21 protein-coding genes are annotated in these 23,593 nt (G+C 71.0%); 14 read left to right on the top strand and 7 right to left on the bottom strand.

The annotated features are described in order from the left end of the window. The first annotated feature begins 4 nt into the window (after nt 1-4). Nucleotides 5-430: a LapA family protein gene (locus AAD496_RS13860; protein WP_349829429.1), complete on the top strand. Its 426-nt coding sequence runs from the start codon at nt 5-7 to the stop codon at nt 428-430. A gap of 1 nt (nt 431) precedes the next feature. On the opposite strand, the gene pdxR is transcribed toward AAD496_RS13860, so the two are convergent. Next, on the bottom strand, nt 432-1,820 hold the full coding sequence (gene pdxR / locus AAD496_RS13855) for a MocR-like pyridoxine biosynthesis transcription factor PdxR (RefSeq protein WP_349829428.1): 1,389 nt from the start codon (nt 1,818-1,820) through the stop codon (nt 432-434). 105 nt (nt 1,821-1,925) lie between these two features. On the opposite strand from pdxR, the gene pdxS reads away from it, so the two are divergent. From pdxS to AAD496_RS13810, 9 genes are all read left to right on the top strand, one after another. After that, nucleotides 1,926-2,882: a pyridoxal 5'-phosphate synthase lyase subunit PdxS gene (gene pdxS, locus AAD496_RS13850; RefSeq protein ID WP_349829426.1), complete on the top strand. Its 957-nt coding sequence runs from the start codon at nt 1,926-1,928 to the stop codon at nt 2,880-2,882. Between the two features lie 44 nt (nt 2,883-2,926). Then, nucleotides 2,927-3,673: a pyridoxal 5'-phosphate synthase glutaminase subunit PdxT gene (gene pdxT, locus AAD496_RS13845; RefSeq protein WP_349829424.1), complete on the top strand. Its 747-nt coding sequence runs from the start codon at nt 2,927-2,929 to the stop codon at nt 3,671-3,673. Between the two features lie 39 nt (nt 3,674-3,712). After that, on the top strand, nt 3,713-4,507 hold the full coding sequence (gene zupT / locus AAD496_RS13840) for a zinc transporter ZupT (protein WP_349829423.1): 795 nt from the start codon (nt 3,713-3,715) through the stop codon (nt 4,505-4,507). Nucleotides 4,508-4,655: 148 nt separating this feature from the next. Next, the gene (locus AAD496_RS13835) at nt 4,656-5,435 is read left to right on the top strand and encodes an alpha/beta fold hydrolase (RefSeq protein ID WP_349829422.1); all 780 of its coding nucleotides are present in this window, start codon (nt 4,656-4,658) and stop codon (nt 5,433-5,435) included. 171 nt (nt 5,436-5,606) lie between these two features. Beyond that, the gene (locus tag AAD496_RS14895; RefSeq protein WP_433913774.1) at nt 5,607-6,254 is read left to right on the top strand and encodes a Rieske 2Fe-2S domain-containing protein; all 648 of its coding nucleotides are present in this window, start codon (nt 5,607-5,609) and stop codon (nt 6,252-6,254) included. A 32-nt stretch (nt 6,255-6,286) separates the two neighbouring features. Beyond that, complete coding sequence (locus AAD496_RS13825) at nt 6,287-8,635, top strand: AAA family ATPase (protein ID WP_349829421.1); 2,349 nt, start codon at nt 6,287-6,289, stop codon at nt 8,633-8,635. Beyond that, a complete protein-coding gene (locus AAD496_RS13820) occupies nt 8,632-9,915 on the top strand; it encodes a benzoate/H(+) symporter BenE family transporter (protein ID WP_349829420.1) in 1,284 nt (427 codons plus the stop codon). The genes AAD496_RS13825 and AAD496_RS13820 overlap by 4 nt, the downstream gene beginning before the upstream one ends. Continuing rightward, entirely contained in the window at nt 9,912-10,502 is a 591-nt protein-coding gene (locus AAD496_RS13815; RefSeq protein ID WP_349829419.1) for a hypothetical protein, read from the top strand. The genes AAD496_RS13820 and AAD496_RS13815 overlap by 4 nt, the downstream gene beginning before the upstream one ends. 131 nt (nt 10,503-10,633) lie before the next feature. Continuing rightward, nucleotides 10,634-12,283, top strand: coding sequence for an SLC13 family permease (locus AAD496_RS13810; protein ID WP_433913773.1), 1,650 nt, complete (start codon nt 10,634-10,636; stop codon nt 12,281-12,283). A gap of 92 nt (nt 12,284-12,375) precedes the next feature. Here the strand turns inward: AAD496_RS13810 and AAD496_RS13805 are convergent, their stop codons facing one another. After that, the gene (locus tag AAD496_RS13805; RefSeq protein ID WP_349829417.1) at nt 12,376-13,632 is read right to left on the bottom strand and encodes an arginine deiminase; all 1,257 of its coding nucleotides are present in this window, start codon (nt 13,630-13,632) and stop codon (nt 12,376-12,378) included. 192 nt (nt 13,633-13,824) lie between these two features. Between AAD496_RS13805 and AAD496_RS13800 the strand changes: the two genes are divergently transcribed. Next, on the top strand, nt 13,825-15,456 hold the full coding sequence (locus AAD496_RS13800; protein WP_349829416.1) for a Na+/H+ antiporter NhaC family protein: 1,632 nt from the start codon (nt 13,825-13,827) through the stop codon (nt 15,454-15,456). On the opposite strand, the gene AAD496_RS13795 is transcribed toward AAD496_RS13800, so the two are convergent. The 4 genes from AAD496_RS13795 to AAD496_RS13780 all read right to left on the bottom strand — a co-directional run bounded on the left by AAD496_RS13795 (nt 15,374) and on the right by AAD496_RS13780 (nt 18,697). After that, complete coding sequence (locus AAD496_RS13795; protein ID WP_349829415.1) at nt 15,374-16,078, bottom strand: dioxygenase; 705 nt, start codon at nt 16,076-16,078, stop codon at nt 15,374-15,376. The two genes, AAD496_RS13800 and AAD496_RS13795, sit on opposite strands and share 83 nt — an antisense overlap. A 166-nt stretch (nt 16,079-16,244) precedes the next feature. Further along, nucleotides 16,245-16,523 carry a muconolactone Delta-isomerase family protein gene (locus AAD496_RS13790; RefSeq protein WP_349829414.1) on the bottom strand — a complete coding sequence of 93 codons (279 nt, stop codon included), beginning with the start codon at nt 16,521-16,523 and terminating at the stop codon, nt 16,245-16,247. 75 nt (nt 16,524-16,598) lie between these two features. Then, nucleotides 16,599-17,702: an enolase C-terminal domain-like protein gene (locus tag AAD496_RS13785; RefSeq protein WP_349829412.1), complete on the bottom strand. Its 1,104-nt coding sequence runs from the start codon at nt 17,700-17,702 to the stop codon at nt 16,599-16,601. A gap of 2 nt (nt 17,703-17,704) precedes the next feature. Next, a complete protein-coding gene (locus AAD496_RS13780) occupies nt 17,705-18,697 on the bottom strand; it encodes a LysR substrate-binding domain-containing protein (protein WP_349829411.1) in 993 nt (330 codons plus the stop codon). A 255-nt stretch (nt 18,698-18,952) separates the two neighbouring features. Here AAD496_RS13780 and AAD496_RS13775 point away from each other — a divergent pair, with 255 nt between their 5' ends. The 3 genes from AAD496_RS13775 (at nt 18,953) to AAD496_RS13765 (ending at nt 22,622) form a co-directional block, all read left to right on the top strand. Next, entirely contained in the window at nt 18,953-20,032 is a 1,080-nt protein-coding gene (locus AAD496_RS13775; protein WP_349829410.1) for an NADH:flavin oxidoreductase/NADH oxidase, read from the top strand. 65 nt (nt 20,033-20,097) lie between these two features. Then, a complete protein-coding gene (locus tag AAD496_RS13770) occupies nt 20,098-20,757 on the top strand; it encodes an MBL fold metallo-hydrolase (RefSeq protein ID WP_349829409.1) in 660 nt (219 codons plus the stop codon). 671 nt (nt 20,758-21,428) lie between these two features. Next, nucleotides 21,429-22,622, top strand: coding sequence for an RtcB family protein (locus AAD496_RS13765; RefSeq protein ID WP_349829407.1), 1,194 nt, complete (start codon nt 21,429-21,431; stop codon nt 22,620-22,622). A gap of 94 nt (nt 22,623-22,716) precedes the next feature. Here the strand turns inward: AAD496_RS13765 and AAD496_RS13760 are convergent, their stop codons facing one another. After that, complete coding sequence (locus tag AAD496_RS13760) at nt 22,717-23,370, bottom strand: hypothetical protein (protein WP_349829405.1); 654 nt, start codon at nt 23,368-23,370, stop codon at nt 22,717-22,719. Nucleotides 23,371-23,593: the final 223 nt, after the last annotated feature.

Raw genomic sequence — 23,593 nt, 5'->3', positions numbered from 1 at the left:
TTCCATGAGCAGTGCAGACGATCCCACGCGTCCCCTCCAGGCCTCCAGCTCGGACACGATCCCGGAGGCCTCGGCCAAGGAGTCCGCCGCCGTGCAGTCCGCCCACGACGCCGACCTGCCGCTTCGCCGGGTCGAATCCGGCCCGGTCCGCGACGGCGGAGGGGTCTCCGCCGGGGCCTGGGTGTCCCTCATCGTGGGTGCCCTCGTGCTCGTCGCACTCCTCGTCTTCATCGTGCAGAACAACACCCCGGCGGACTTCGCCTACTTCGGGTGGGCCTTCGAACTGCCGCTCGGCGTCGCCATGCTGCTGGCCGCGATCGCAGGTGTCCTCATCGCCGGGATCGCCGGCTCGGTGCGGATCTTCGTTCTCTCCCGCCGCCTGAAGAAGGCGAACAAGAGGCTCACGGAGATCGACCGGATGGCCGGCTGACTCAGGATCCCACGTCCCGGGCGATCCGGGTGAGGACCCGGCGGAGGTCGTCCGGTTCGGCGTTCGGGTGGGCGAGGACGAGGCCGTGACGCCGGGCGTCGCCGGACCAACCTGCCGCCAGGTCGCCGACCGCCACCCCGTGGGCGGCGAGGTCGGCGCGCAGACGGCGGGACACCTCGGCGGAGGTCTCGACGACGAGTGAGCGCCCGGCCCGGACGAGGCCCGGCAGGTGCGCGAACTCCGCGGCCACTCGCTCGGCCGCACGCATGCGGCGGCGCCCCCGGCCGATCCGGGTCCGCAGGCCCCCGGTGCCCAGGTACTCGGCGACGGCCCGCTGGGTGAGGAGCGGGACCACCGGACCGGCCGCCTCCCGCAGGCGACGCAGCGTGCTCCCCAGGCGCCCCGTCGCGACCACGTACCCCGTCGACACGACGGGGGTGAGCACCGTCGAGAAGGTCCCGATGTGCGCGACCTGCCGACGGGAGAGTTCGAACAGCGGGGGCGTGAGGCCCCCGGCGTAGCGCGCCTCGCTGTCGTAGTCGTCCTCGAGCACCGTCACACGGTGGTCCTCGGCCCACTGGGCCAGAGCCGCGCGGCGGGCGGCCGGCATCGACGTGGCGTGCGGGAACTGGTGGTTGGGTGTGAGCAGCAGGGCACCCGGTCGGGACCCCGCCCGCCACAGGGCGTCGAGGGCATCCGGGTCCATCCCCTCACCGTCGACGGGCACCGGCACCGTCGGCAGTCCCTCGAGCGTGCGGCGCAGACCGGGGAACCCCGGGTCCTCGACCGCGACGAGTGGGGACGCGCCGGTCTCCCGGAGGGCCCGGAGCACGAGGGCCAGTCCGTCACGGGACCCTGCCGTCACGAGCACGTCGTCCGGGTCGACGGTGGTGCCCCGCATGAGGCGCAGGTGCTCGGAGATCGCCTCCCGCAGGCGGGGCAGACCCCGGGCGTCCCCCTCGGGGTCCTGGGCGTCGAGGGCGTGGCGCCAGGCGGCGCGGAAGCGGGGGTCCCCGGCGATCGGTTCACCGCCGGCGCCCGGGCGCAGGTCGACCCGGACCCGGGGCCCCGTCCTCTCCGGTCGCGGCGTGGGGGAGACGGCTCCCGCCCGCCGCAGGACCGCCGGGAGGTCGGGATCGACGAAGGTGCCGCCGCGCGCGCGGGTGACGAGGTAGCCCTCGGTCCGCAGTTGCTCGTAGGCCGCCTCGACCGTGCCGCGGGACAGGCCCAGGTCACGGGCCCAGGAACGCGACCCGGGCATCCGGTCTCCGGGGGCCAGGAGGCCGGTCCGGACCGAATCGCGCACGGCGTGCGCCACCTGGGCCGGGAGGGGGACCGTGCTCGCGCGGTCGAGGGGCACGGGGAGGTCGTGGAGGTCCATGGTGTCCATCGAAGCACGCCGGTCGTCTCCGGGGCGGGAGCGACACCTGGCCCACGGAAGTCGGTGTCCTCTGGACCACCGCCATGGGCCAGAGTGGTCCTAGTGTCTCCTGCCATGACCACACAGCAGACCGACGCCGCAGTGGCGTCCACGTCCCCCTCCACGGCCACCACCCCTGCCACCGCGGGCTCCGTCGCGGACCGCACGACCCTCAACACCGGCCTGGCGCGGATGCTCAAGGGGGGCGTCATCATGGACGTCGTCACCCCGGAGCAGGCCCGGATCGCGGAGGAGGCGGGCGCGGTGGCCGTCATGGCGCTCGAACGCGTCCCGGCCGACATCCGTGCCCAGGGCGGGGTCGCCCGGATGAGCGACCCGGACATGATCGCGGAGATCATCGAGGCCGTGTCGATCCCGGTGATGGCGAAGGCCCGGATCGGCCACCCGGTGGAGGCCCGGATCCTCCAGACCATCGGCGTCGACTACGTCGACGAGTCCGAGGTGCTCACCCCGGCCGACCACGTGCACCACATCGACAAACACGCCTTCGAGGTGCCCTTCGTCTGCGGTGCGACGAACCTGGGGGAGGCCCTGCGGCGCATCTCCGAGGGTGCGTCCATGATCCGGTCGAAGGGCGAGGCGGGGACCGGCGACGTCTCGGAGGCCGTCCGCCACATCCGCACGATCACCGAGGAGATCCGCGCCCTGTCCGCCCGTCGGGCGGACGAACTCCACGTCGCGGCCAAGGAGCTGCGGGCCCCCTACGACCTCGTCGCCCGCGTCGCCCGGGAGGGGCGACTGCCCGTCGTCACCTTCGTCGCCGGGGGCATCGCGACCCCGGCCGACGCGGCCCTGGCCATGCAGCTGGGTGCCGAGGGTGTGTTCGTGGGGTCCGGGATCTTCCTCAGCGGTGACCCGGCCGCCCGCGCCACCGCGATCGTCGAGGCGACCACCCATCACGACGACCCGGAGGTCGTCGCCCGGGTCTCCCGCGGACTCGGGGAGGCGATGGTCGGGATCTCCGTGAACGACCTGCCGGCCCCGCACCGCCTGGCGGAGCGCGGCTGGTGACCGGGCCTCGGGCAGTCGGCGCTCCCGCAGGGAGAAGCGGTGGGGTGCCGGGGTCCGGGCGCCGTCGGGTCGGCGTCCTCGCGCTCCAGGGGGCGGTGGCCGAGCACCGGAGGGCGCTCGAGGCGCTCGGTGCCCGGACCGTGGCGGTCCGGACCCCGGCCGATCTCGCCGGACTCGACGGTCTCGTCCTGCCCGGCGGTGAGTCGACCGCGCTCGTCCGGCTCGCCGCCTCCACCGGCCTGGCCGGCGCGATCGCGGGCGCCCACGCCGCGGGTCTGGGGCTGTTCGGTACCTGCGCCGGGATCGTCCTGCTCGCCTCGCGGGTGACGGACGGTGACGCACTCGCGTCGTTCCCGCGGATCCCCGTCCTCGACGTCGAGGTCACCCGGAACGCCTACGGGTCCCAGCGGGCCTCCTTCGTGGCGGACCTCGATCCGACGGAGCACCTCGGGGGCGGGGTGCGGGGTGCCGCATTCATCCGCGCCCCGCGGATCACCCACGTGGGGCCCGGGGTGCAGGTGCTCGCCCGGCACGCCGGGGACCCGGTGCTCGTCGCGAGCGGGGCGCCCGGCGTCACGGGCAGGGCCACAGCGGCCGGCCCGGTCCTCCCAGGCCCCGTCCTCGCCGGGACCTTCCACACGGAGCTCGGGGACGACAGGACGCTCCACCGGCTGTTCCTGGACATGCTCGGTGCCGGGGAGGACGCCGGGGCGCAGCACTGGGGGAGTGCCGGGGAGCCGAGAGGACGGACGGGGAGGAATCCCGGAACACTTGCGCATGTGCGCGAATGAGGAATTGTCCCACCTGGGAGAACGTGGAAGAAATGGGGTATGACCCCCGTCGTCCTCGCCTTCCTCCTCACCCTCATCGCCGGTCTGGCGACGGGTCTCGGCGGGCTCATCGCCGTGGCGGTGAAAGGGCCCGCCACCCATCTGCTCGCCGGTGCGCTCGGGCTCTCGGCGGGTGTCATGGTCTACGTGAGCTTCGTCGAGATGTTGCCCGTCGGCGCCGAGATGCTGCAGGAGGGCGGCCGCGGGGAACGCGCGGCCATGGCCCTGGCCGTCACCGGGTTCTTCGGCGGCATGGTCGTCACCGCCCTCATCGACCGTCTCGTCCCCGTGGCGGTCCCACGGACCCCGCAGAACTCGGTGGCCGGGTCCCGTGCACCCTCCGATGCGGCACTCCTGCGCATGGGCATCGTGACGGCCGGTGCCCTGGCGCTCCACAACTTCCCGGAGGGGTTCGCGGTCTTCCTCACGGGCCTCCAGGACGTGGCGATCGCGATCCCGGTCGTCGTCGCCATCGCCGTCCACAACGTCCCCGAGGGCATCGCGGTGGCCGTACCGATCACCCAGGCCACCGGGTCCCGTCGGCGTGGGCTGGCGGTGTCCTTCCTCGCCGGTCTCGCCGAACCCGCCGGTGCGCTCATCGGCTACCTGGTCCTGCGGCCCTTCATCACCCCGGACGTCCTGGGGATCAATCTCGCGGCCGTCGGCGGGATCATGGTGTTCATCAGCTTCCACCAGCTGCTGCCGGCCGCCCACCGCTACGGCCACCACCGGTGGACACTCGGCGGGCTCCTGCTCGGCATGGCACTCATGGCCGGCAGCCTGCTCGTGCTGTGACTGCGATGTTCCCCGACGCAGACGGTCCGTCGATGCCAGGACCGCGGTTACCTCCGTGCTGTGAGGTCTCGACTCCCACGAGCCGTTCACGTCCCGTTCGTCGGGACCGTCCTGTCGGTGGCGCGCGGGTGCCACTAGAGTCGGGCGCATGGCAAAGCTCGCATACACGGTCATCAACGACGCGGATCCGACCGCGCCCCTCCTCGTCCTCGGCAACTCCCTCGGCACGGTCCAGGGTCTGTGGGCCGGTGTCGCCTACCGGCTCGCCGACGACTTCCGGGTCGTCACCTACGACCTGCCCGGCCACGGCGCCTCGCCCCTGCAGACCGACGTGACGATCGAGTCGATCGCCCGGGACGTCCTCGAGATCGTCGACGAGCTCGGCGCGGAGACCTTCCACTACGCCGGTGTCTCGATCTCCGGTGCCACCGCCCTCACGCTCGCCTCGATCGCGCCCGAACGCCTGCGCGGCGTCGTCGCGGTCGCCTGCGGGGACTACTTCGGTGGGGCGGAGCGCTGGAACCAGCGGATCGCCGAGGTCGAGAAGGACGGTACCCGCGGCCTCATCCCGGACACCGTCGACCGGTGGTTCGCCGCCGGATTCATCGACGAGGACAACGCGGCGGGCCCCATCGTCCTCGAGATGCTCGGGGGCGTCGACGACGCCGGGTACATCGAGTGCTGCAAGGGTCTGGCGTCCTACGACCTGCGCCAGGCACTGCCGAACCTCACGACCCCGCTGCTCCTCATGGCCGGTGCCCAGGACCCCGGGAACACCCCGGAGTCCATGCAGGCGATGCACGAGGCGGTCGAGGGTTCCGAGTTCGTCGTCGTGCCCGACGCCGCGCACATCCCGATGGCCGAGCACCCGGAGATCGTCGCCGACCACGTGGCGAACTTCCTCGCCCGGGTCGACGAGGCCGACTGAACAGCACGCCGCCGCCGTTCCCGCAGGTCCACGCCCCATCCGAACGTCCGTTCGGACGGGGCGTGCGTCTTTCGAAACATTTCTGTGACGCATACCCCCTGAGGGCTCTTCCACCGCCGGTGGGAGGGCCCTCGCGGTCGTTTTCGGGGTCCTGCCGGGTACCCGCTCGTGATGAAGCACATCTTCGAGGGCAACTGGCTCTACCTGGCCCACGAGAGCCAGATCCCCAACCCCGGTGACTACCTGACGACCTACATCGGCCGTCAGCCCGTCGTCATCACGCGGGACAAGAACGGTGAGCTCCACTGCCTCATCAACGCCTGCGCCCACCGCGGCGCCATGCTGTGCCGGCGCAAGACCGACAACCGCATGACCCTCACCTGCCCGTTCCACGGCTGGACCTTCCGCAACGACGGCAAGCTGCTCAAGGTCAAGGGCCCGGACGACGCCGGGTACCCGGAGCAGAGCTTCAACAAGGAGGGTTCGCACGACCTCACGAAGGTCGCCCGCTTCGACTCCTACCGCGGCTTCCTGTTCGGCACCCAGGTGCTCGTCTACGGACTCGTCGCCAACTACTACCCGACCCGCGCCCGTGGCGCCGGCGTCGCCTGGTGTGCCGGTTCAGGGCGCCTCGGCGGCATCCTGGCCCCGGTCATCGTCGGTCTCATCATCTCCGCCGGACTCGGTGGTTCCACCGCGTTCTTCATCTTCGCCGGTGTCGCGGTCCTCGCGGCCGGGGTCACCAGCCTCGTGCCGAAGTCGCCGACCCACGAGTTCGACGAGGTCGAGGTCGTGGACGCCGCACCGGAGACCGTCTGACCTGTTCCGCGACCGACGGATATCGTGAGGAGATGACATTCACCATGGAATGCATCGGACGGGAGACGGACCTGGCGGTCCTGACGGACTGCGTGGACTCCGCGCGGTCGCAGGCACTGGCCGTGGCCGTCGTGGGAGAGCCGGGCATCGGCGTCTCCACGCTCGTCCGGTCCTTCCTCGCCGCTCATCCCGGGACCGGGCTGTTGGCCCACGGTCTCGAATGGGAGCGGGACACCGCCGGAGGTGTCCTCTCCCAGGTCGACGCCGGTGACCCCGCGGGGTCACCGGCGGCCGCCGCCCGGCAGGTCGTCGCCGCGCTCACCGCGGGGCAGGAGGAGGGCCCGGGGGTCCTCGTCATCGACGACGCCCACCACATCGACGACCTGTCGCTGCGCACGCTCGTGACGGCCGTGCGCCACCATGCCGAGGCGCCGCTCCTCGTGGTCCTTTGCGCCCCCGAGGTCGACGAACGCCTGCGGGCGGCCGTCGACCGGACCCACCACCTCCGAGGCCTCGACGCCGAGGCCGTCTCCCGCCTGTGTCGCGCCCACGGGCGCGGTATCGACTCCGGGACCGACGACCCCCTGTGCGCCCTCGACGGGGCCGTGCGTGCCGGACTCGTCGACATGGCCCACGGCCACCACCCGCGGCCGGCCGGCGCGATGGTCCGTCCGGCCGTCCTCCAGGCCATGGGGATGCAGGAGGTCGCCGCACGCCACCGGGCCGCGGCCGCCGTCGTCACCGACGAGGTCCGCAGGCTCGGCCACCGGGTCCGGGCCGCGCTCCTCCCGGACGACGCGTTGGCCCGCGAGGTCGACACGCTCGCCCGGGTCGCCGCCGAGGCGGGCTCCTGGGACTCCGCTTCCCGCCTGTTCCGCGACGCGGCCCGCCTGGCGACCGACGGTGAGGACCGGGCCGACCGCCTCGTCCGCTCCTTCGACGTCCTCATCGCCGCCGGCCAGGTCCATGCCGCCGAGGCGATGATCCCCGACATCGAGACGCTCCACGAGACCGCCGAGAGGGACACCGCACTCGCCTACCTGGCGATCGTCCGCGGCCGGGCGACCGAGGCCCGGGCCCGTCTGCGGCGGGCGCACCACCTGGTGGAGGCCGCCGGGGGCTCCGGGAGCACCCCTGCCAGGATCGCGCAGCGTGAGGTCCTCGACGCCCTGGCCCGCTGCCGCGGTGACGAACTCGTCGCCCGCGCGGACGCCGCGATCGACCTCGCCGGTGCGGACTCCTCGACCGGGATCGAGGCCTCGGCCATCCGGGGGCTCGATTCGGCGGCCTCCGGCGACTGGGACGGCGCGGTGGCGAACTACCGACGGTTGGCCCGCACCGTCGAACACGGGCCGCAGTCCCAGCGCATCACGATGGGCCGGGGCTGGTTGGCCCTGGCCGGGGAACGTCCAGACGAGGCGCGTAGCCTCCTGGAGACCGCCGTCGCGATGGCCCGGCTGGGCGGGTCCGACCGGATCACGCTGTGGGCCCTCGGGTGGCTCGCCTGCGTCCAGTACCTCACCGGGGACTGGGACGCGGCGCTGCGCACCGTCGAGACCGGCCGGCACATCGTCGACCGCTCCGGTGTCCTCCTGTCCCGGCCGCTCCTGGAGTGGACGGCCGTGCAGGTGCACGCCTACCGCGGCGACCGGACGGCGGCCGTGGCGGCCCTCCGCGCGGCCGATCCCGGCATGTCCGGCTACGAGATCATGGAGATCCCGGCCGCCCTGGCGCGTGCCCACCTCGCCGACCTCGACGCCCACCCGGCGGAGGTCCTCCGGTCTCTCGACCCGCTCACCCGCTCGCGGGCCCAGGCCGTCGACGAGCCCGGCTTCTGGCCCTGGGCCGACGTCAACGCCGCGGCCCTCGTCGAGGAGGGGCGCCACGCGGAGGCGCGCACGTTTTTCGACGCCCACGAGGCGCGTGCCGCCGACCGGGACCGCCGCTCGGTCCTCGCCCGCCTCGCCGGCGTCCGGGGACGACTCCGCGCCCGGACCGGCGACGTGGACGGGGCGAAGGAGAGTTTCGAACGTGCCCTCGAACTCGTCGCGGGGCTTCCCCTGCCGGTCGACGAGGCCCGCCTCACCTTCCGGTACGGCCAGACCCTGTGGCGGGCCGGCAAGCGCCGGGAGGCCGTGGACCTCCTCACGCGCGCCCGGGAGATGTGGTCGGGGATCGGCGGCACCGCGGTCGTCGACATGTGCGACCGGGACGTCGCGGCCCGGCTCTATCTGTCCCCGAAGACCATCCAGTTCCACCTCACCCGCATCGACGCGAAACTCGGGGTGCGGACCCGCGGCGAGCTCGCGGCACTGCGGGCCGCCTCGGTCGAGGGCCGTGACCCCGCCGACGGACGGTCCCCGGGGGAGGGCGTCGGATGAACACGGGAGGACCGAACTCCACGGGCACCGCTGCCGAGGTGCCGGAGACCGAGCCGCTGAAGCGGGCCCTCGACCGGACGGCGCTCACCGACGGACTCGTCGGCATCGTGTTCTCGGCGACCGGCCCCGTCGCGGTGATCCTCGCGGTGGGGGCCTCCGCCGGGCTCGACGCCCGCCAACTGGCCAGCTGGGTCTCCGCCGTCTTCGTGTTCAACGGGATCCTCACGATCGCGATCTCCTGGGTGCTGCGCCAGCCGCTCGTCTTCTTCTGGACGATCCCCGGCGCGGTCGTCGTCGGGGGAGCGATGGCCACGGGCACCTCGTGGCCGCAGGTCGTCGGCGGGTTCCTCATGTCCGCGGCCCTCCTCCTCGTCCTCGGGGCGACGGGGAGGATCGACCGGCTCATGAAGGCCGTCCCCATGCCCGTCGTCATGGCGATGGTCGCCGGCGTCTTCCTGTCCTTCGGGACCGGCGTCGTCGAGGCGCTCGTCTCCGACCCGCTCGTCGCCGGCCCCATGATCGGTGTGTTCGTCCTCGTCTCCGCGATCGCCTGGCTGCGGACCCGCGTCCCGCCCGTCCTCGTCGCCCTCGTGCTCGGCGCGCTCGTCGTGTTCTTCGCCCGGGACGGCGTGCTCGACGCGGAGATCGTGTCCGGCCGCTGGTTCGTCGACCCGGTGTGGACCGTCCCGGTCTTCGACCTGCAGACCTTCGTGTCGCTCACGATCCCGCTCGTCGTCACGGTCGTCGTCGTCCAGAACGGGCAGGGCATGGCGGTCCTCACCGGCCACGGCCACCGTCCGCACATGAACCTCGTGACCCTCGCCTGTGGCGTGTTCACCGCGTTCTCCGCGCCCTTCGGCGGGGCACCCACCTGTCTGGCGGGGCCGACGAACGCGATCGTCACGACGCACGGCAGGCCCTCGCGGCACTACGCGGCGGCCGTCGTCGTCGGGGTCACGGCGATCCTGTTCGGGCTCCTGGCACCGGGCATGGTCCGGATCATCGTGACGATGCCGGAGGCCTACGTCGCGACGATCGGCGGCCTGGCCATGCTCGCCTCGCTCCAGGGTGCCTTCGTCCAGGCCTTCGTGGGGAAGTACACGACCGGCGCGCTCGTGTGCTTCCTCGTGACGATCACCGATCTGACGTTCCTCTCCATCGGCGCCGCGTTCTGGGGGATCGTCATCGGTGTCCTCGTGAGCGTCCTGCTCGACCCGGAGTCCGTCCGCGCGGGCTTCCGTCCCACCCGTACCACCGTCCTCCAGGAGGAGACCTCATGACCGAGACCACCCACCCCGCACCCGTCGGCGACAACACCGCCGCGGAGCCCATGTACCCCGACGCGATCATGCGGTACGGGACGACCGACCGCCAGGTCGCCGATGTCTTCGAACCGCCCGATCCCGTCGACTCCCTCTTCCTGCTCCTCCACGGCGGCCTGTGGCGCGAGGCCGACCGGATGCGCACATGGGCCGTCGGTCGGGCCGGCCTGCCGGCGGGCACCCGGTGGGCCACCGGGAACCCGCAGGTCACCGGTGTCGTCGCCCTGGCCCCGGCCGCGGACCTGGCGACCATGCGCGCCGAGGGTCTCGACGACGGTGCGATCGACGACTTCTTCGGTGGGGGCGAGGCCCCGGGCGAGGACGTCCTCGCGGTGGCCGATCCGGTCCGGCTGCGTCCCACCGTGCCCGTCCGGGTGCTCCACGGGTCCGCGGACACCGTCATCCCGCCGGCGATCTCCGAGAACTACGAGAACGCACACGCGGGTGCACCCGTGACCCGTTCCGTCGTCGAGGGTGTCGACCACACCGCCTGGGGCGCCCCGACCTCGGAGGCCTGGGGCACCTGGTCGACGCCCTCGCCGTAATAACCAAGTGAGGTCATGACGGGGTGAGGGCGGCCGACTGCCGTCCTCACCCCGGTCGTTGATAGCCTGTTCCGGCAAACGGCCCTGCCGCACCGACGCGGTGGGTCCCACATCGGAAAGGAACCCCCGCCGTGTCCGATTCACAGCGAAACGACCGCGTGGCCGGTGAACACGCCGCGCACGCCGAGCCCCTCCCGGAGACCGGGACCGAGATCGACGCCCGGTCACCGGGCGAGCGGGCCCCGGCCGTCTCCACGAAGTCGACCACCCTCCGATGGGCGGGCTTCGCCGGCGGACTCGTCCTGGCCCTCGCCCTCTATCTCCTCCTGCCCGGAGAGGTCCCGCACGCCGCCCGGGTGACCGCCGCGATCGCCGGCCTCATGGCGGTGTGGTGGATGACGGAGGCCCTGCCGATCCCGGCCACGGCCCTCGTCCCGCTCGTCGCCTTCCCGGTCCTCACGCCCCTCGTCCCGGACCCGGAGACCGGTGAGGAGGTCGCGGTCACCGTGTCGAGCATCGGCGCCAGTTACGGGTCCTCGACGATCTTCCTGTTCATGGGTGGCTTCCTCATCGCCCTGGCCATGCAGCGGTGGAACCTCCACCGCCGCATCGCGCTCGTGATCCTCTCCTTCATGGGGGAGAGGACCGAGATGATGATCCTCGGATTCATGATCGCCACCGGTTTCCTCTCCATGTGGGTGTCGAACACCGCGACCGCGGTCCTCATGCTCCCCATCGGCCTGTCCGTCCTCCTCCTCGTCAACGAGGCGATGGAGAAGGCCGGTGCCGCACGCATGAGCGAGGACGCGAGCGAGGAGGAGAAGAACGAACACGTGCTCAAGTCGCGCTTCGGCACCGCTCTCATGCTCGGTATCGCGTACGCCGCGTCGATCGGCTCGGTCGGCACGATCATCGGCACCCCGCCCAACACCTTCCTCGTCGGCTATCTGGCGGAGGAGCACGGCATCTCCATCGGCTTCGGCCAGTGGATGGCCGTCGGTGTGCCGCTCGCGATCGTCATGATGGCGATCGCCTGGTTCCTCCTCGTCAAGGTGCTGTTCAAGCCGGAGGTCGCGCACATCCCCGGTGGTCGCGAGCTCATCCGCAAGGAGCTGCGGGAACTCGGCGCGATGTCGACCGGCGAGATGCTCGTGCTCGGACTCTTCGTCCTCGCCGCGGCCTCCTGGATCCTCATCCCGACGATCTTCGAGGACCCCTTCATCGACGATGCCGGGATCGGCCTGCTCATCGGTCTGCTCATGTTCCTCGTGCCCGGCGGCGCGGCCCGTGGTGTGCGCCTGCTCGACTGGGAGACCGCGGTGAAGATGCCCTGGGGCGTCCTCCTGCTCTTCGGCGGCGGTATCGCCCTGTCCTCGATGTTCGGCGACTCCGGGCTCACGCTGTGGATCGGTGACGTCTCCGAGGGCCTGGGCGTCCTGCCCGTCGTCCTCCTCGTCGCGGTGTTCGTCGCGCTCATCATCTTCCTCACGGAGATCACGTCGAACACCGCGACCGCCGCGACCTTCGTCCCCGTCATCGGCGGTGTGGCGCTCGGTATCGGAGCGGACCCGCTGCTCCTCACGGTCCCGGTGGCCCTCGCCGCGACCTTCGCCTTCATGCTGCCGGTCGCGACCCCGCCGAACTCGGTCGCCTACGGAACCGGCTACGTGTCCATCGCACAGATGGTCCGCGGAGGTGTGTGGCTCAACCTCATCGGCATCGTGCTCGTCACCGCCGTGACCCTCACCCTCGCCGTCTGGTTCCTCGGCATCCAGCTCTGAGGGCCCATGTCCGACGCGGTATGTGGTGTGGCCCCGCTATTCACTCGAATAGCGGGGCCACACCACATACCGCGTCCGGCTTCCCGTCGGGCTCAGGGTTCGCGCAGCAGGGGCTGGGTCATGCAGTGGGCGCCGCCGCGTCCGCGGCCCAGTTCCGCCCCGACGATCTCGAGGACCTCGATGCCGGCCTCGCGGAGGAGGGCATTGGTGTGGGTGTTGCGGTCGTAGGCGACGACGACGCCGGGTTCGAGGGCGAGCACGTTGTTCGCGTCGTCCCATTGCTGCCGTTCCGAGGCGTAACGGTCGCCACCGGTCGCGATGAGGCGGAGCTCCGGCAGACCGAGCGCGCGGCCGACGACCGCGGGGAACGGATCCGACTCGGCGTGGACCTCGAGCCCTGCGGCGGTCGGCGCGGGGAGGATCGTGGAGGTCTCGATCCGGTCGACGATCCCCGGGAAGACCGTCGCCACGTCGCGGTCGACCATGGTGAAGACGGTGTCGAGGTGCATCGCGGCGCGGAGCTTGGGGATCTTGGCGACGATCACGCGGTCGGCGGCACCGCCGACGAACAGCGCGTGGGCGAGTTGGGTGACGGCCTGGCGGCTCGACCGCTCGGACATGCCGACGACGACCACGCCGCCGCCGAGCGGCATCACGTCGCCGCCCTCGAGAGTGGCGAGCCCGTGGTCCCGCTCGGGGTCGCCCCACCAGGTGTCGACCGCTCCCGCGAAGAGGGGGTGGAACTCGTAGACGGCCTTCATGACGAGGGTCTCCGCGTGACGGGCCGGCCAGTACAGCGGATTGAGCGTCACACCACCGTGGATCCAGCTGGTCGTGTCGCGCGTGTAGAGCGTGTTGGGCAGCGGCGGCAGCAGGTAGTCCCGCATACCCGTCTCCTCCCGGACGAGCCGGAGGGCGGACGGGGTGAAGTCCGGTGGTAGATCGGTGGTCGACAGTCCGCCGAGGACGAAGCGGGCGAGTTCATGGGCGGGGAGTGCGTCGAGGAAGGCCCGGACGTCCTCCACGAGTCCGAGTCCCACGTCGTCGGGGGTGATCGTGCGGTCGAGGAGCCAGGCGCGTGCCGCGGGGAGGGCGAGGGTCTCCGTGAGGAGCGTGGTGAGTTCGCTCACCTCGATGCCCCGGTCCTCCATGAGCGAGACGAAGGCGGCGTGGTCACGGCGCGCGTTCTCCACCCACATGACGTCGTCGAACAGCAGTGCCTCCGCGTTGGACGGGGTGAGCCGTTCGTGGGCGAGACCGGGTGAGCACACCAACACCCGCCGGAGTCGGCCCACCTCGGAGTACGCCCCGAACGACGGGGGACCGGGGTCCCCGGATAGGCTGTCCACGATCGTCTCCTCGTCGTCGTCTCGGTCGTCGTGCTCGTCGGACGGCGTCCACCGGCCAAGATAGCAGGACGGCACGACAAACGGACGTCGAGGCGACTGGACGGCAGGGCAACCGCACGGACTACGGCCCGAGCTGACCTGTGCAGGTGGCTCGCATTGAATACGGGGGATTCTCGGAGGGAGAACCACACCATGATCGAGGCCTATCCCGTTCTCACCCTTGCACCGGCGGTCGTCGCCATCCTGCTGGTGGTTCTCACGCGGAAGGTACTCCTCAGTCTGGGGAGCGGAATCCTTCTCGCCGGGTTGTTGATCCACGGATTCCACCCCGTCGACGCGATCGTCGAGATCTGGGGTTCCTTCGCCGCCGTCTTCTGGGACACGGGTACCGTCAACACGTGGTACGTCTACATCCTCGCGTTCGTGGCGCTGCTCGGCGTCATCGCCGCGTTCATCATGATGTCCGGCGGGACCCGGGCGTTCGCGGACTGGGCGGTCACACGGATCCGGGGGCGGCGCGGGGCACAGATGCTCGCGGGCGTCCTCGGCATCGTCATCTTCATCGACGACTACTTCAACGCACTCGCGGTCGGTCAGGTGAGCCGTCCGGTGACGGACCGCCACCGCGTGAGTCGCGCCAAACTGGCCTACCTCATCGACTCGACCTCGGCCCCGGTCGCGGTCCTGGCGCCCTTCTCCAGTTGGGGCGCCTACGTGATGGGACTCCTGGTGCCGATCGTCGCGGCCTCGGCCCTGACGATGAGCAGTGTCGAGGCGTTCCTCGGGGCCGCCCTGTCCAACTACTACGCGATCGCCGCCGTCCTGCTGGTCTGGCTCACCATGGTCCTGCGCCTCGATCTCGGCCCCATGCGGAAGGAGGAGCGGCGTGCCCTGGAGGAGGGCCGGACCTTCGACCCGGACGCGGAGATCCCCGGGGAGATCGCGGACGACCTGCCGGTCAACCGGCCAGGCGCCATGCGCGCGCTCATCGTCCCCTTCCTCCTCCTGGTCGCCGGCGTCTTCGCCGGGATCCTGTGGTCCGGGTGGTCCGCCGTCCGGGCGGCGAACGCGGAGGACCCCACGGCCTACCCCACCTGGGGTCTCATCGACGTCCTCGCGGAGACGGACGCGAGCAAGGCCCTCATGGTCGGCGGCGTCCTGGGACTCGCGGCCACGCTCTACTACTACCTGCGGTACACCACCCGGAATCCCCGGTTCTCTCTCGCCACCTTCGGCCGTGGCTGGTACGAGGGTGTGAAGTCGATGATGCCCGCGCTGTGCATCCTCGTCCTCGCGTGGATGCTCGGTGGGCTCATCGAGACCCTGGGTACCGGTGAATACCTGGGACAGGTCGTCGAGAGCACCGCTGTGGGGCCCGCCTGGCTGGTCCCGCTGGTCTTCCTCATCGCCGCGGCGATGGCCTTCGCCACCGGCACGTCCTGGGGTTCCTTCGGACTGCTGTTGCCCCTCGTCGGCGGGATCATGAACGCCGTGGGCGAACCCGACCTGCTGCTCCCGGCCCTCGGCGCGGTCCTCGCCGGTGCCGTCGCCGGTGACCACGCCTCGCCCATCTCGGACACGACGATCCTGTCCTCCACCGGGGCCGGCAGCAGCGTGATCGGCCATGTACTCACCCAGCTGCCCTATGCGGGCCTGGCGGGTGGCTCGGCCCTCGTCGGGTACCTCGTGGCGGCCCTCTTGGGCTCCGCGGTCCTCGGACTGCTCGCCACCGTGGTGGTCCTCATCGGTGCCGCGCTCCTCCTCCGCGCGGTCCTGCCGCCTCTGGTCGCACCGGCGACGGAGCCGGAACAGTCCGCGGCCTGAGGCCTCGGCGATCTCCCGGATCAGGTGCTGGGCGGTTCGCGGAGAACTGCAGCCGGAACGCAGGCCTCCCGGCATCTGATCGGCTCCACCATGCGCAGCACGACGAGGCGCCCTGCACTTCCCATCGGAAGTACAGGCCGTCCTCGTCGGCGTGCCACAGCTCGACCTTGGCGTCGGGCAGCGGGGTGCCGTCGACGGACGTGATGGTGCCCTGGAAGAGCAGCGGGGTGCCCTTCTCGTCCTCGCACATGTCGATGGTGGCGGGCGAGGCCTTCTCCGGCGAACCCGCGACGTAGTAGGGGCCCTCGATGGTGCCCTTGGAACCCTGGCGGTGGTCGGTGTTGACCTCCTCGACGGTGTGCTCGAGCCACACGTCGAGGAAGAGCGGCCACTCGCCGTCCTCGCCGACCTTGATGAGCCAGGCCTTGAAGGCGTTGTACTCGTCGTAGGTGAGGCGCTCCTCGCGGGCGATGTCGTTGATCGCCTGCACGGCGCGGGTGGCGATCTTGTTGACGCGCGCGTTGTCGACCTCGCCGGCGAAGGTCTTGCCGGAGGCGCGGAAGCTGTCGGTCGCGGCGTTGCCGGAGGCTGCTGCGGTCGGCTCGGGGGGGGGGGGTGTCATGGGAACTCCTTCGTTTCCGTGGGACGGGCCGCCGTGGACTTCGGATGTGACGGTCCGTGAGTGGTCGTGTTCACGGTCTTGTCGGGTGCGGGCCGAGAAGGGAAATATCGAGGCACGGGGTGCTGATAGTTGCCGAGGATCAATCAGGTGAGCGGAAGCCGCTCCCTCACCTGATCGAGTTCGGGTGCTTGGCCAGGGGCGTGACGGTGATGTCCATGTAGGGGAACATCGGGAAGCCGCTGAGCACCTGGTGGAGGGTGTCGTTGTCGGGCACGTCGAACAGGGCGTGGTTGGCGTACTGGCCGACGATCCGCCAGATGCCCAGGATCGTCTCCTCGCGCTGGAGGTTCCCGGAGTACTCCTTCTCGCGGGCCTGGAAGTCGGCGACCTGTTCGGGGGTGAGGTGGTCGGGGAACTCCACCTGCATGCGGGTCATGAAGAGCATGTCGTGTCCTCTCTCGTGGAACGGGTGAGCGGTACTGGTTCAGTGGCGGGGTGCCGGGGCGGCGTCGGACACGGTTCAGGAATCCGAGCGGTACTTCGCGAGCTTGTCCTCGTCGATGTCGGCGCCGACGCCCGGGACGTCACGGACGGCGATCCGGCCGTCGCGGATGGCGATGGGCTCGGCCAGCACGTCGTCGGCCATGTCGAGGAAGTTCGACAGTTCGCCGGCGCGGCGGCTCGACGCCTCGTGGGCGGCACCGAAGGTGACGGTGGCGAGCGAACCGACCTGGGTGTCGATCTGATTACCCATCGTCACGTCGACGCCCAGGCCCGTGCACAGGCCCAGGATCTCGGTGGCCTCGGTGAACCCGGAGCGGGCGGTCTTGATGCAGATGGCGTTGCAGCCACCGCTGAGGAGTTCGCGGGAGGCGTCGCCGGCGGTCGGGACGGACTCGTCGCCGACGACCGGGATGGGGGAGTTCTCCACCAGGCGACGGCGGCTCATGGCCTCCTTCGCGTCGCAGGGCTCCTCGAGGAGGGTGAGGCCCAGACCCTCGGTGCGGCGGAGCACCTCGGCGGCCTCGTTGGCGGTCCACCCGCGGTTGGCGTCGAGGTAGATCTCGACGTCCTCGCCCAGGCCCTCGCGCAGGACCTGGCAGGCCTCGACGTCGAGGGACAGGGGGCGGCGGCCGACCTTGAGCTTGAAGGTCGTGATGCCGTACTGCTCGCCGCAGGCCAGGGCCTCGTCGAGAAGTTCCTGTGCCGGCTTGAAACCGAGCATGTGGCTCACCCGCATGCTGTCGGTGTAGCCGCCCAGCAGGCGGTGGACGGAGGTGCCGGTGAGCTTGCCGATGGCGTCCCACAGGGCGATGTCGAGAGCGCCCTTGGCCACCTGGTTGTGGACCGTGCGGTGCATGATCGCGCGGATCTTCTCGCGGTCCGTCACCTCGAGGCCGACGACCTGCGGGGCGAACAGTCCGGTGATCACCTCGACGATCGAGCGCTGGGTCTCCCCGTAGGTGTAGGGGCGCGGCGGGGCGTCGGCGACCCCCACGACCCCCTCGGAGGTGTGGACCCGCACGAGCACGTGATCGGCGGCGTGCACCTCGCCCGAGGCGAAGTGCAGCGGGTGGGTGTACGGGATGGCGTAGGGGATCGCCTCGATGCGGGTGATCGTCATGGTCATCTCGATTCGTCGGAGGGGTCGGAGGTTTCGATGGGCTCGGTGGCGTGGACGGACCCGGCAGGGTCGAGGGACGTGGCGGTGTCGACGGACCCGGCCGAGGGCAGGAGGGTGAGGAAGGAGTCGAGCAGCGGCTCCGGTTCCCCGGTGGACCGCCAGGCAGCGGCGAGGTCGACGGTCGGGGCGTCGGTGACCGGGCGGAGGACGACCCCGCGCAGGGTGAAACCGTCGTGGGTGACCGGGACGAGGGCGATGCCGACCCCGGCGGAGACGAGTGCGAGCAGGGTGGCGGTCTCGCCGGCCTCCTGGACGATCCGCGGGGAGAACTCGGCGCGGCGGGCCGCCTCGGCACTGATCGCGTGGACGGCGGAGTCCGGCGGGTAGGAGACGATGTCGACCCCGGCGAAGTCGGCCATGCGCAGGGTCTCGCAGGAGGCCAGGGGGTGGTCGGCGGGCAGAGCGGCGACGAGCGGGTCGCGGGAGACGCGGCGGACCTTCAGCTTGCCCCGCCCGGTGTCGCCGTGCATCGGCAGGCCGCCCGAGGGTGGGCGGAGGAGGGCGACGTCCAGGTGTCCCTCGTCGAGCATGCGCAAGGCGGTGGGGGTGAGCAGTTCCCCGGTGACGTGCAGGCGGACACCGGGCAGTTCCTGCCGGGTGGTCGAGAGCAGGTGGGAAACGAGGCGGTAGGTGGCCGACCCGACGACTCCCAGCCGCAGCACGCCCCGGGCACCCCGGCCGACCAGCCGGGTGTCGTCCTCCAGACGTTCGATCTCCCCGAGGATCGACCGGGCACGGTCGAGGAAGAGCTGTCCCGCCGGAGTGAGGTCGACCTTGCGCGTGGTGCGCACGAGCAACTGCGTGTCGAGGTGTTCCTCGAGCTGCTTGATCTGCTGGGAGAGCGGGGGTTGGGCGACGTGCAGGCGGGCCGCGGCACGACTGAAGTGCCGTTCCTCCGCCACTGCGACGAAATATCGCAGGTGTCTCAGCTCCATCGCTCTCATACTCCTTCTCGGGCCCACGCCAGGCCGGTGAGCGGGAGGGAGGAAATACCCATGCCGGGTGGATTCATAGTGACAGCATATGAATAGCGCATCAGGCGGAGGTTCGTCGGGTGGTGTCGGCGGGCCCGTCCGAGTGCGTCCGCCGGGTCTGTTCGGCGGTCGGGGGAGGGGAATAGGGTGGCCGTGTCCCCGCTGTGTGACGCGACCGCCCACACCCGGATCCCCGACCGAAAGGCCCACCCCGCCGTGACTCCCAAGCTGTTCGAGCCGATCACCCTCCGTGGTCTCACCGTCCGCAACCGTGCGTGGCTGGCCGCCATGTGCCAGTACTCCTGCGAGGCACAGGACGGGGTGCCCACGGACTGGCACCTCGTGCACCTCGGGGCCCGGGCCCAGGGAGGGTTCGGTCTCGTGCTCACCGAGGCGGCCGCGGTGCTCCCGGAGGGCCGGATCTCGCCGCAGGACGCCGGACTGTGGAACGACGAGCAGGCCCGGGCCTGGAAGCGCGTGGTCGACTTCGCCCATTCCCAGGGTGCGGCGATCGGCCCGCAGCTCGCTCACGCCGGGCGCAAGGCGAGCACCCACCGGCCCTTCGCGGGCGAGCCGAGTGGTGTGGCCGGACCCGCGGACGGCGGCTGGCAGCCCGTCGGCCCGAGCGCGGAACCCTTCCCGGGGCTCGCGACCCCGCAGGAGATGACCCACGACGACATCGCCGCGGTCGTCCGGGCCTTCGGCGAGGCCGCCGGCCGGGCGGCGGAGGTCGGCTTCGACACCGTCGAGATCCACGCCGCCCACGGTTATCTCATCCACGAGTTCCTCTCCCCGTTGTCCAATCTCCGCACCGACGAGTACGGCGGGGACCTCGACGGACGTTCCCGTCTGCTCTTCGAGGTGTACGAGGCGGTCCGCGCGCAGTTCCCCGAGGACCGCCCGGTGCTCGTGCGGATCTCCGCCTCGGAGTGGGTCGAGGGAGGATTCGACGTCGCCGAGGCGACCGAGGTGGCCGTCCGCCTGCAGGAGGCCGGCGTCGACCTCGTCGACGTCTCCTCCGGCGGCAACGTGCCGGCCGAGATCCCCGTCGGCCCCGCCTACCAGGTGCCGCTGGCCGCCGAGATCGCCGGGGCCGGGGTGACGACCGGCGCCGTCGGTCTCATCACCGAGCCCGCCCAGGCCGAGAGTGTCCTCGTGACCGGCGACGCCGACGTCGTCCTGCTCGCCCGTGCAGCCCTGCGCGAACCGTCCTGGCCGCAGCGGGCCGCCCACGAGCTCGGACTCGGATGGCGCGAGGTGCCCTACCCGCCGCAGTACACCCGCGGGAAGTGGTGAATGGCTCCCGGTGAGCCCCGTCCTGTCCCGGCCGACCCCAATCCCACCAGTCAGGAGGAGTACCCATGAAGACCCTCGAACTCGCGGACGTCGTGATCCGCGCGATCTCCGTGTCCGACATGGAGAACAACGTCTACCTGCTCACCGCCCGCGGCACGGGGGAGCAGCTGATCATCGACGCCGCGGCGGACGCCCCGGCCATCCGGGACCTCGTCGGGGTCGGGGTGGGTGACGGCCCGCTCGAGGCGCCCGCGGTCGCCGCAGTCCTCACCACACACCAGCACTGGGACCACGTCCGGGCGCTGGGGGAGATCGCACAGGAGTACGGTGCCCGGACCGTCGCGGGTGCGGACGACGCGGAGGCGATCGCCGACCAGGAGGGCGGGACCGCGATCACCGAGACCGTCGCGCACGGGGACACGCTCACCCATGCGGGGATCACCCTGGAGTGCATCGGTCTGCGTGGGCACACCCCCGGATCGATCGCCTATCTGCTGCGCGACAGCGGGGGAGAGGAGATCCTGTTCAGCGGCGACAGCCTGTTCCCCGGCGGACCGGGCAAGACGTGGAACCCGGAGGACTTCGTCTCCCTCATGGACGACCTGGAGTCCCGGGTCTTCCCGGTCCTCGACGACGCCACCCGGGTGTTCCCCGGCCACGGCGCCCCGACGACGATCGGCACCGAGCGCCCGCACCTGTCCGAGTGGCGCGCCCGCGGTTGGTGAGCCACAGATCGGCCGGTCGTTCCGGTATCCGACATGTGAATTCCGCACGGAGCATCCGCACCGACATTCCGCGCCGGACGAGAAATGCTTTGACTTCTCGTCCGGCGCGGTGCACCATTGAAAGGTCCCGATGAATATCGACATCCCGAGAGGAGGGTGTGCCGTGCGAACCGATCACATTCTGTCGCCCATGCAGTACCGATCGAAACTGAAGTACCGGTCGAACCTGCAGCCATCGCAGCTGCAGGATCAGCAACTGCTCCCGACGCAGTCGCTTCTGCGTCGCTCGGCCCGTCCTCGTGTCCGGGGTGTCCCGGTGCCGGGACTCCACACTCGCCACCCGGCGATCTAGGAGTCCTGCCGCACCGTTCACGCCCCGCGTCCCACGCGAGGGCCGGCCGCCACCACCCGTCCCGGGTGGGGCGGTTTTTTCGTGTACGCCACCGTTTCCGCACACCTGTGACGATGATTTTTCGGACTTTTACCGAGAGATCGACACAGGTGACCGAAACGTACCGAAAAACAGAATTCCCGGATCCGGAGGACATGGGTGCAGGAATTCGGGACCAGTGATCCGGGAGTTCTCGGATCAGCAGATGAATGACATACCTGACGAGATGCAGGAGGAGAACCATGATCATGCCGGCAGCCGCTCCCGAAGGACGAGAACCATGACGGTCGAGACCCTCACGGGCACCCTGCTCAACTGGGCGTCCGTGCTCGACGAGGCGACGCGGGAGCAGGCGATCACGACCTCCCGGCTGTCCTTCGTGTACCCGCACGTGGCCCTCATGCCGGACGCACACCTCGGCACGGGGGCGACCGTCGGCTCGGTGATCCCCACCGACCGGGCCCTCGTGCCGGCGGCTGTCGGGGTCGACCTGGGCTGCGGGATGATCGCGGTCCGGACGCAGTGGACCGCGGAGGATCTGCGGAGGGCAGGGCGCCTCGGCGAGCTGCGGGAGAGCATCGAACGGCGGGTGCCGCTGTCCCCGGGGAAGTACAACCGGAAGATCCAGCGGACCGCGGAACCGCGCCTGGAGCGCCTGCGCGAACGCTGGGACCGGGAGGTCCGTGCGCGGTTCGGCGGTGACCCCGAGGGGTACGCGCGGCACTGGGAGTTCCAGCTCGGGTCCCTCGGTGGTGGCAACCACTTCATCGAGGTCGTCGCCGACGAGGAGGACCGGGTGTGGGCCTTCCTCCACTCCGGGTCCCGCGGGATCGGCAACAAGATCGCCCAGCGGCACATCCGCGTGGCCCGGGGCGTGGCCGAGAGGTACTGGATCGACCTGCCGCACCGGGACCTCGCCTACCTCGTGGAGGGCACCGAGGAGTTCGAGCGGTACGTCGCCGAGCTCGGGTGGGCGCAGGAGTTCGCCCTGCTCAACCGCGAGGAGATGATGGACCGGACGCTCATGGCGTTGGCCCGCCATCTCGACGAGGACCTGATCGAGGAGACCCGCGTGAACTGCCACCACAACTTCACGCAGAAGGAACGGCACTTCGGACGGGACCTGTGGGTGTCCCGGAAGGGCGCGATCGAGGCGCGTGAGGGGCAGCTCGGCCTGATCCCCGGATCCATGGGGACCGCTTCCTACGTCGTCGCGGGGCGGGGAGACCCTCGGGCTCTGAGCTCCGCACCCCACGGGGCCGGCCGGGTGCTCTCCCGGACGGCGGCACGGAAGGCGTACACCGTCGAGGACCTGCGGGCCTCCATGGGCGGGATCGAGTTCCGGGACTCCGCGGCCTTCGTCGACGAGATCCCGGCGGCCTACAAGGACATCGACACCGTCATGGCCGACGCCGAGGACCTGGTCCGGGTCGTCCACCGCTTCCGGCAGATCGTGAATGTCAAGGGGCAGTGAGGTCGAGGGCGCGTGAGTGCGACTCACCGTCGCGGGCCGGGTCGGGGCCCCGAATCCGGTCGGAGCTCCGGCTCCGGTCGGTATCGGGGTCCGGTCAGAGCTGGGTGAGGACCATTCCCGCCAGTGCCCAGACGCCCGCGATCACGAGGATCACGATCTCCCGGACGTTCCATCGGTGGGTGATCTCAGGGGTGATGGTTTCCCGGTGCCCGGTACCGTCGGTAGAAGGTTCATCGGATCCTGTGGAGTCACGCGAGGCCCGGAACGCCTCGACGAGCTCCTCGACGACCTCCGGGTGGCCCTGCTCGACCCGGCCGCGGGTCGTCGTGTCCCGCCGGACGCGGCGACCCTTCGTCGGCAGTGCCCAGAGGGCCATGCGGGTGCGGCCCTCGGACCGGGCGGACTCGACGAGTTCGAGGGTGACGCCCAGGCGCAGTTCGACCGCCTCGACGGTGCTCCACGGCACCTGAGAGGTGCGCACGGGGTTCACCACGGTGGCCCCGCCGGGGTGCAGTCGTACACAGGGATTCCCGTAGAGGACCCAGGTGACGGCGGCGACGAGAGCGAGCAGGCCGGTCCAGGCGAAGGCCGCGAGCGGCGTCCCCTCGAGGACCAGGCTGCCGATGCCGAGCGCGCAGGCGAGGAACACCGCGCCGGTGATCCACCAGGCGCTCCAGGCGCGCAGGGTACGAGTGGGGCGGGGCGCCGGGTCCGGGTCCGGCGTGGGGTCCGCGGGGGAGTCGCTCATGGCCGTCCAGTCTGCCACGGGCGACACGCGGCCTGCGGATGTGGCACAAGTCACCCTCGCATGATGTGATGGATGCGGCACCAGTGCCCGTCCGCGAGTTCTCGCGGAAGGCGTGAATGTTCATGTGGCCTGCTTCATGCCGTCATATCGAATCGGTAACAAAGTTGTGTCACAGTCCACTGAGCGAGACACCGGACACATCTGAAAACGTAAGGTGTCCGCT

Origin of the sequence: Brevibacterium litoralis (assembly GCF_040212315.1) — a bacterium.
GTDB classification, from domain to species: domain Bacteria; phylum Actinomycetota; class Actinomycetes; order Actinomycetales; family Brevibacteriaceae; genus Brevibacterium; species Brevibacterium litoralis.
The sequence above is the reverse complement of the archived record's forward strand: the minus strand, read 5'-3'. Positions and strand labels throughout refer to the sequence as shown.

What these genes read in the sequence shown, in the direction of transcription:
- AAD496_RS13785 (WP_349829412.1), bottom strand. Translation starts at nt 17,702, where the DNA reads ATGACGATCACCCGCATCGAGGCGATCCCCTACGCCATCCCGTACACC.
- pdxS (WP_349829426.1), top strand. Translation starts at nt 1,926, where the DNA reads ATGACCACACAGCAGACCGACGCCGCAGTGGCGTCCACGTCCCCCTCC.
- AAD496_RS13770 (WP_349829409.1), top strand. Translation starts at nt 20,098, where the DNA reads ATGAAGACCCTCGAACTCGCGGACGTCGTGATCCGCGCGATCTCCGTG.
- AAD496_RS13815 (WP_349829419.1), top strand. Translation starts at nt 9,912, where the DNA reads ATGACCGAGACCACCCACCCCGCACCCGTCGGCGACAACACCGCCGCG.
- AAD496_RS13760 (WP_349829405.1), bottom strand. Translation starts at nt 23,370, where the DNA reads ATGAGCGACTCCCCCGCGGACCCCACGCCGGACCCGGACCCGGCGCCC.
- AAD496_RS13780 (WP_349829411.1), bottom strand. Translation starts at nt 18,697, where the DNA reads ATGGAGCTGAGACACCTGCGATATTTCGTCGCAGTGGCGGAGGAACGG.
- AAD496_RS13860 (WP_349829429.1), top strand. Translation starts at nt 5, where the DNA reads ATGAGCAGTGCAGACGATCCCACGCGTCCCCTCCAGGCCTCCAGCTCG.
- pdxR (WP_349829428.1), bottom strand. Translation starts at nt 1,820, where the DNA reads ATGGACACCATGGACCTCCACGACCTCCCCGTGCCCCTCGACCGCGCG.
- AAD496_RS13795 (WP_349829415.1), bottom strand. Translation starts at nt 16,078, where the DNA reads ATGACACCCCCCCCCCCCGAGCCGACCGCAGCAGCCTCCGGCAACGCC.
- AAD496_RS13825 (WP_349829421.1), top strand. Translation starts at nt 6,287, where the DNA reads ATGACATTCACCATGGAATGCATCGGACGGGAGACGGACCTGGCGGTC.
- AAD496_RS13835 (WP_349829422.1), top strand. Translation starts at nt 4,656, where the DNA reads ATGGCAAAGCTCGCATACACGGTCATCAACGACGCGGATCCGACCGCG.
- AAD496_RS13790 (WP_349829414.1), bottom strand. Translation starts at nt 16,523, where the DNA reads ATGCTCTTCATGACCCGCATGCAGGTGGAGTTCCCCGACCACCTCACC.
- AAD496_RS13765 (WP_349829407.1), top strand. Translation starts at nt 21,429, where the DNA reads ATGACGGTCGAGACCCTCACGGGCACCCTGCTCAACTGGGCGTCCGTG.
- zupT (WP_349829423.1), top strand. Translation starts at nt 3,713, where the DNA reads ATGACCCCCGTCGTCCTCGCCTTCCTCCTCACCCTCATCGCCGGTCTG.
- AAD496_RS13820 (WP_349829420.1), top strand. Translation starts at nt 8,632, where the DNA reads ATGAACACGGGAGGACCGAACTCCACGGGCACCGCTGCCGAGGTGCCG.
- AAD496_RS14895 (WP_433913774.1), top strand. Translation starts at nt 5,607, where the DNA reads ATGAAGCACATCTTCGAGGGCAACTGGCTCTACCTGGCCCACGAGAGC.
- AAD496_RS13800 (WP_349829416.1), top strand. Translation starts at nt 13,825, where the DNA reads ATGATCGAGGCCTATCCCGTTCTCACCCTTGCACCGGCGGTCGTCGCC.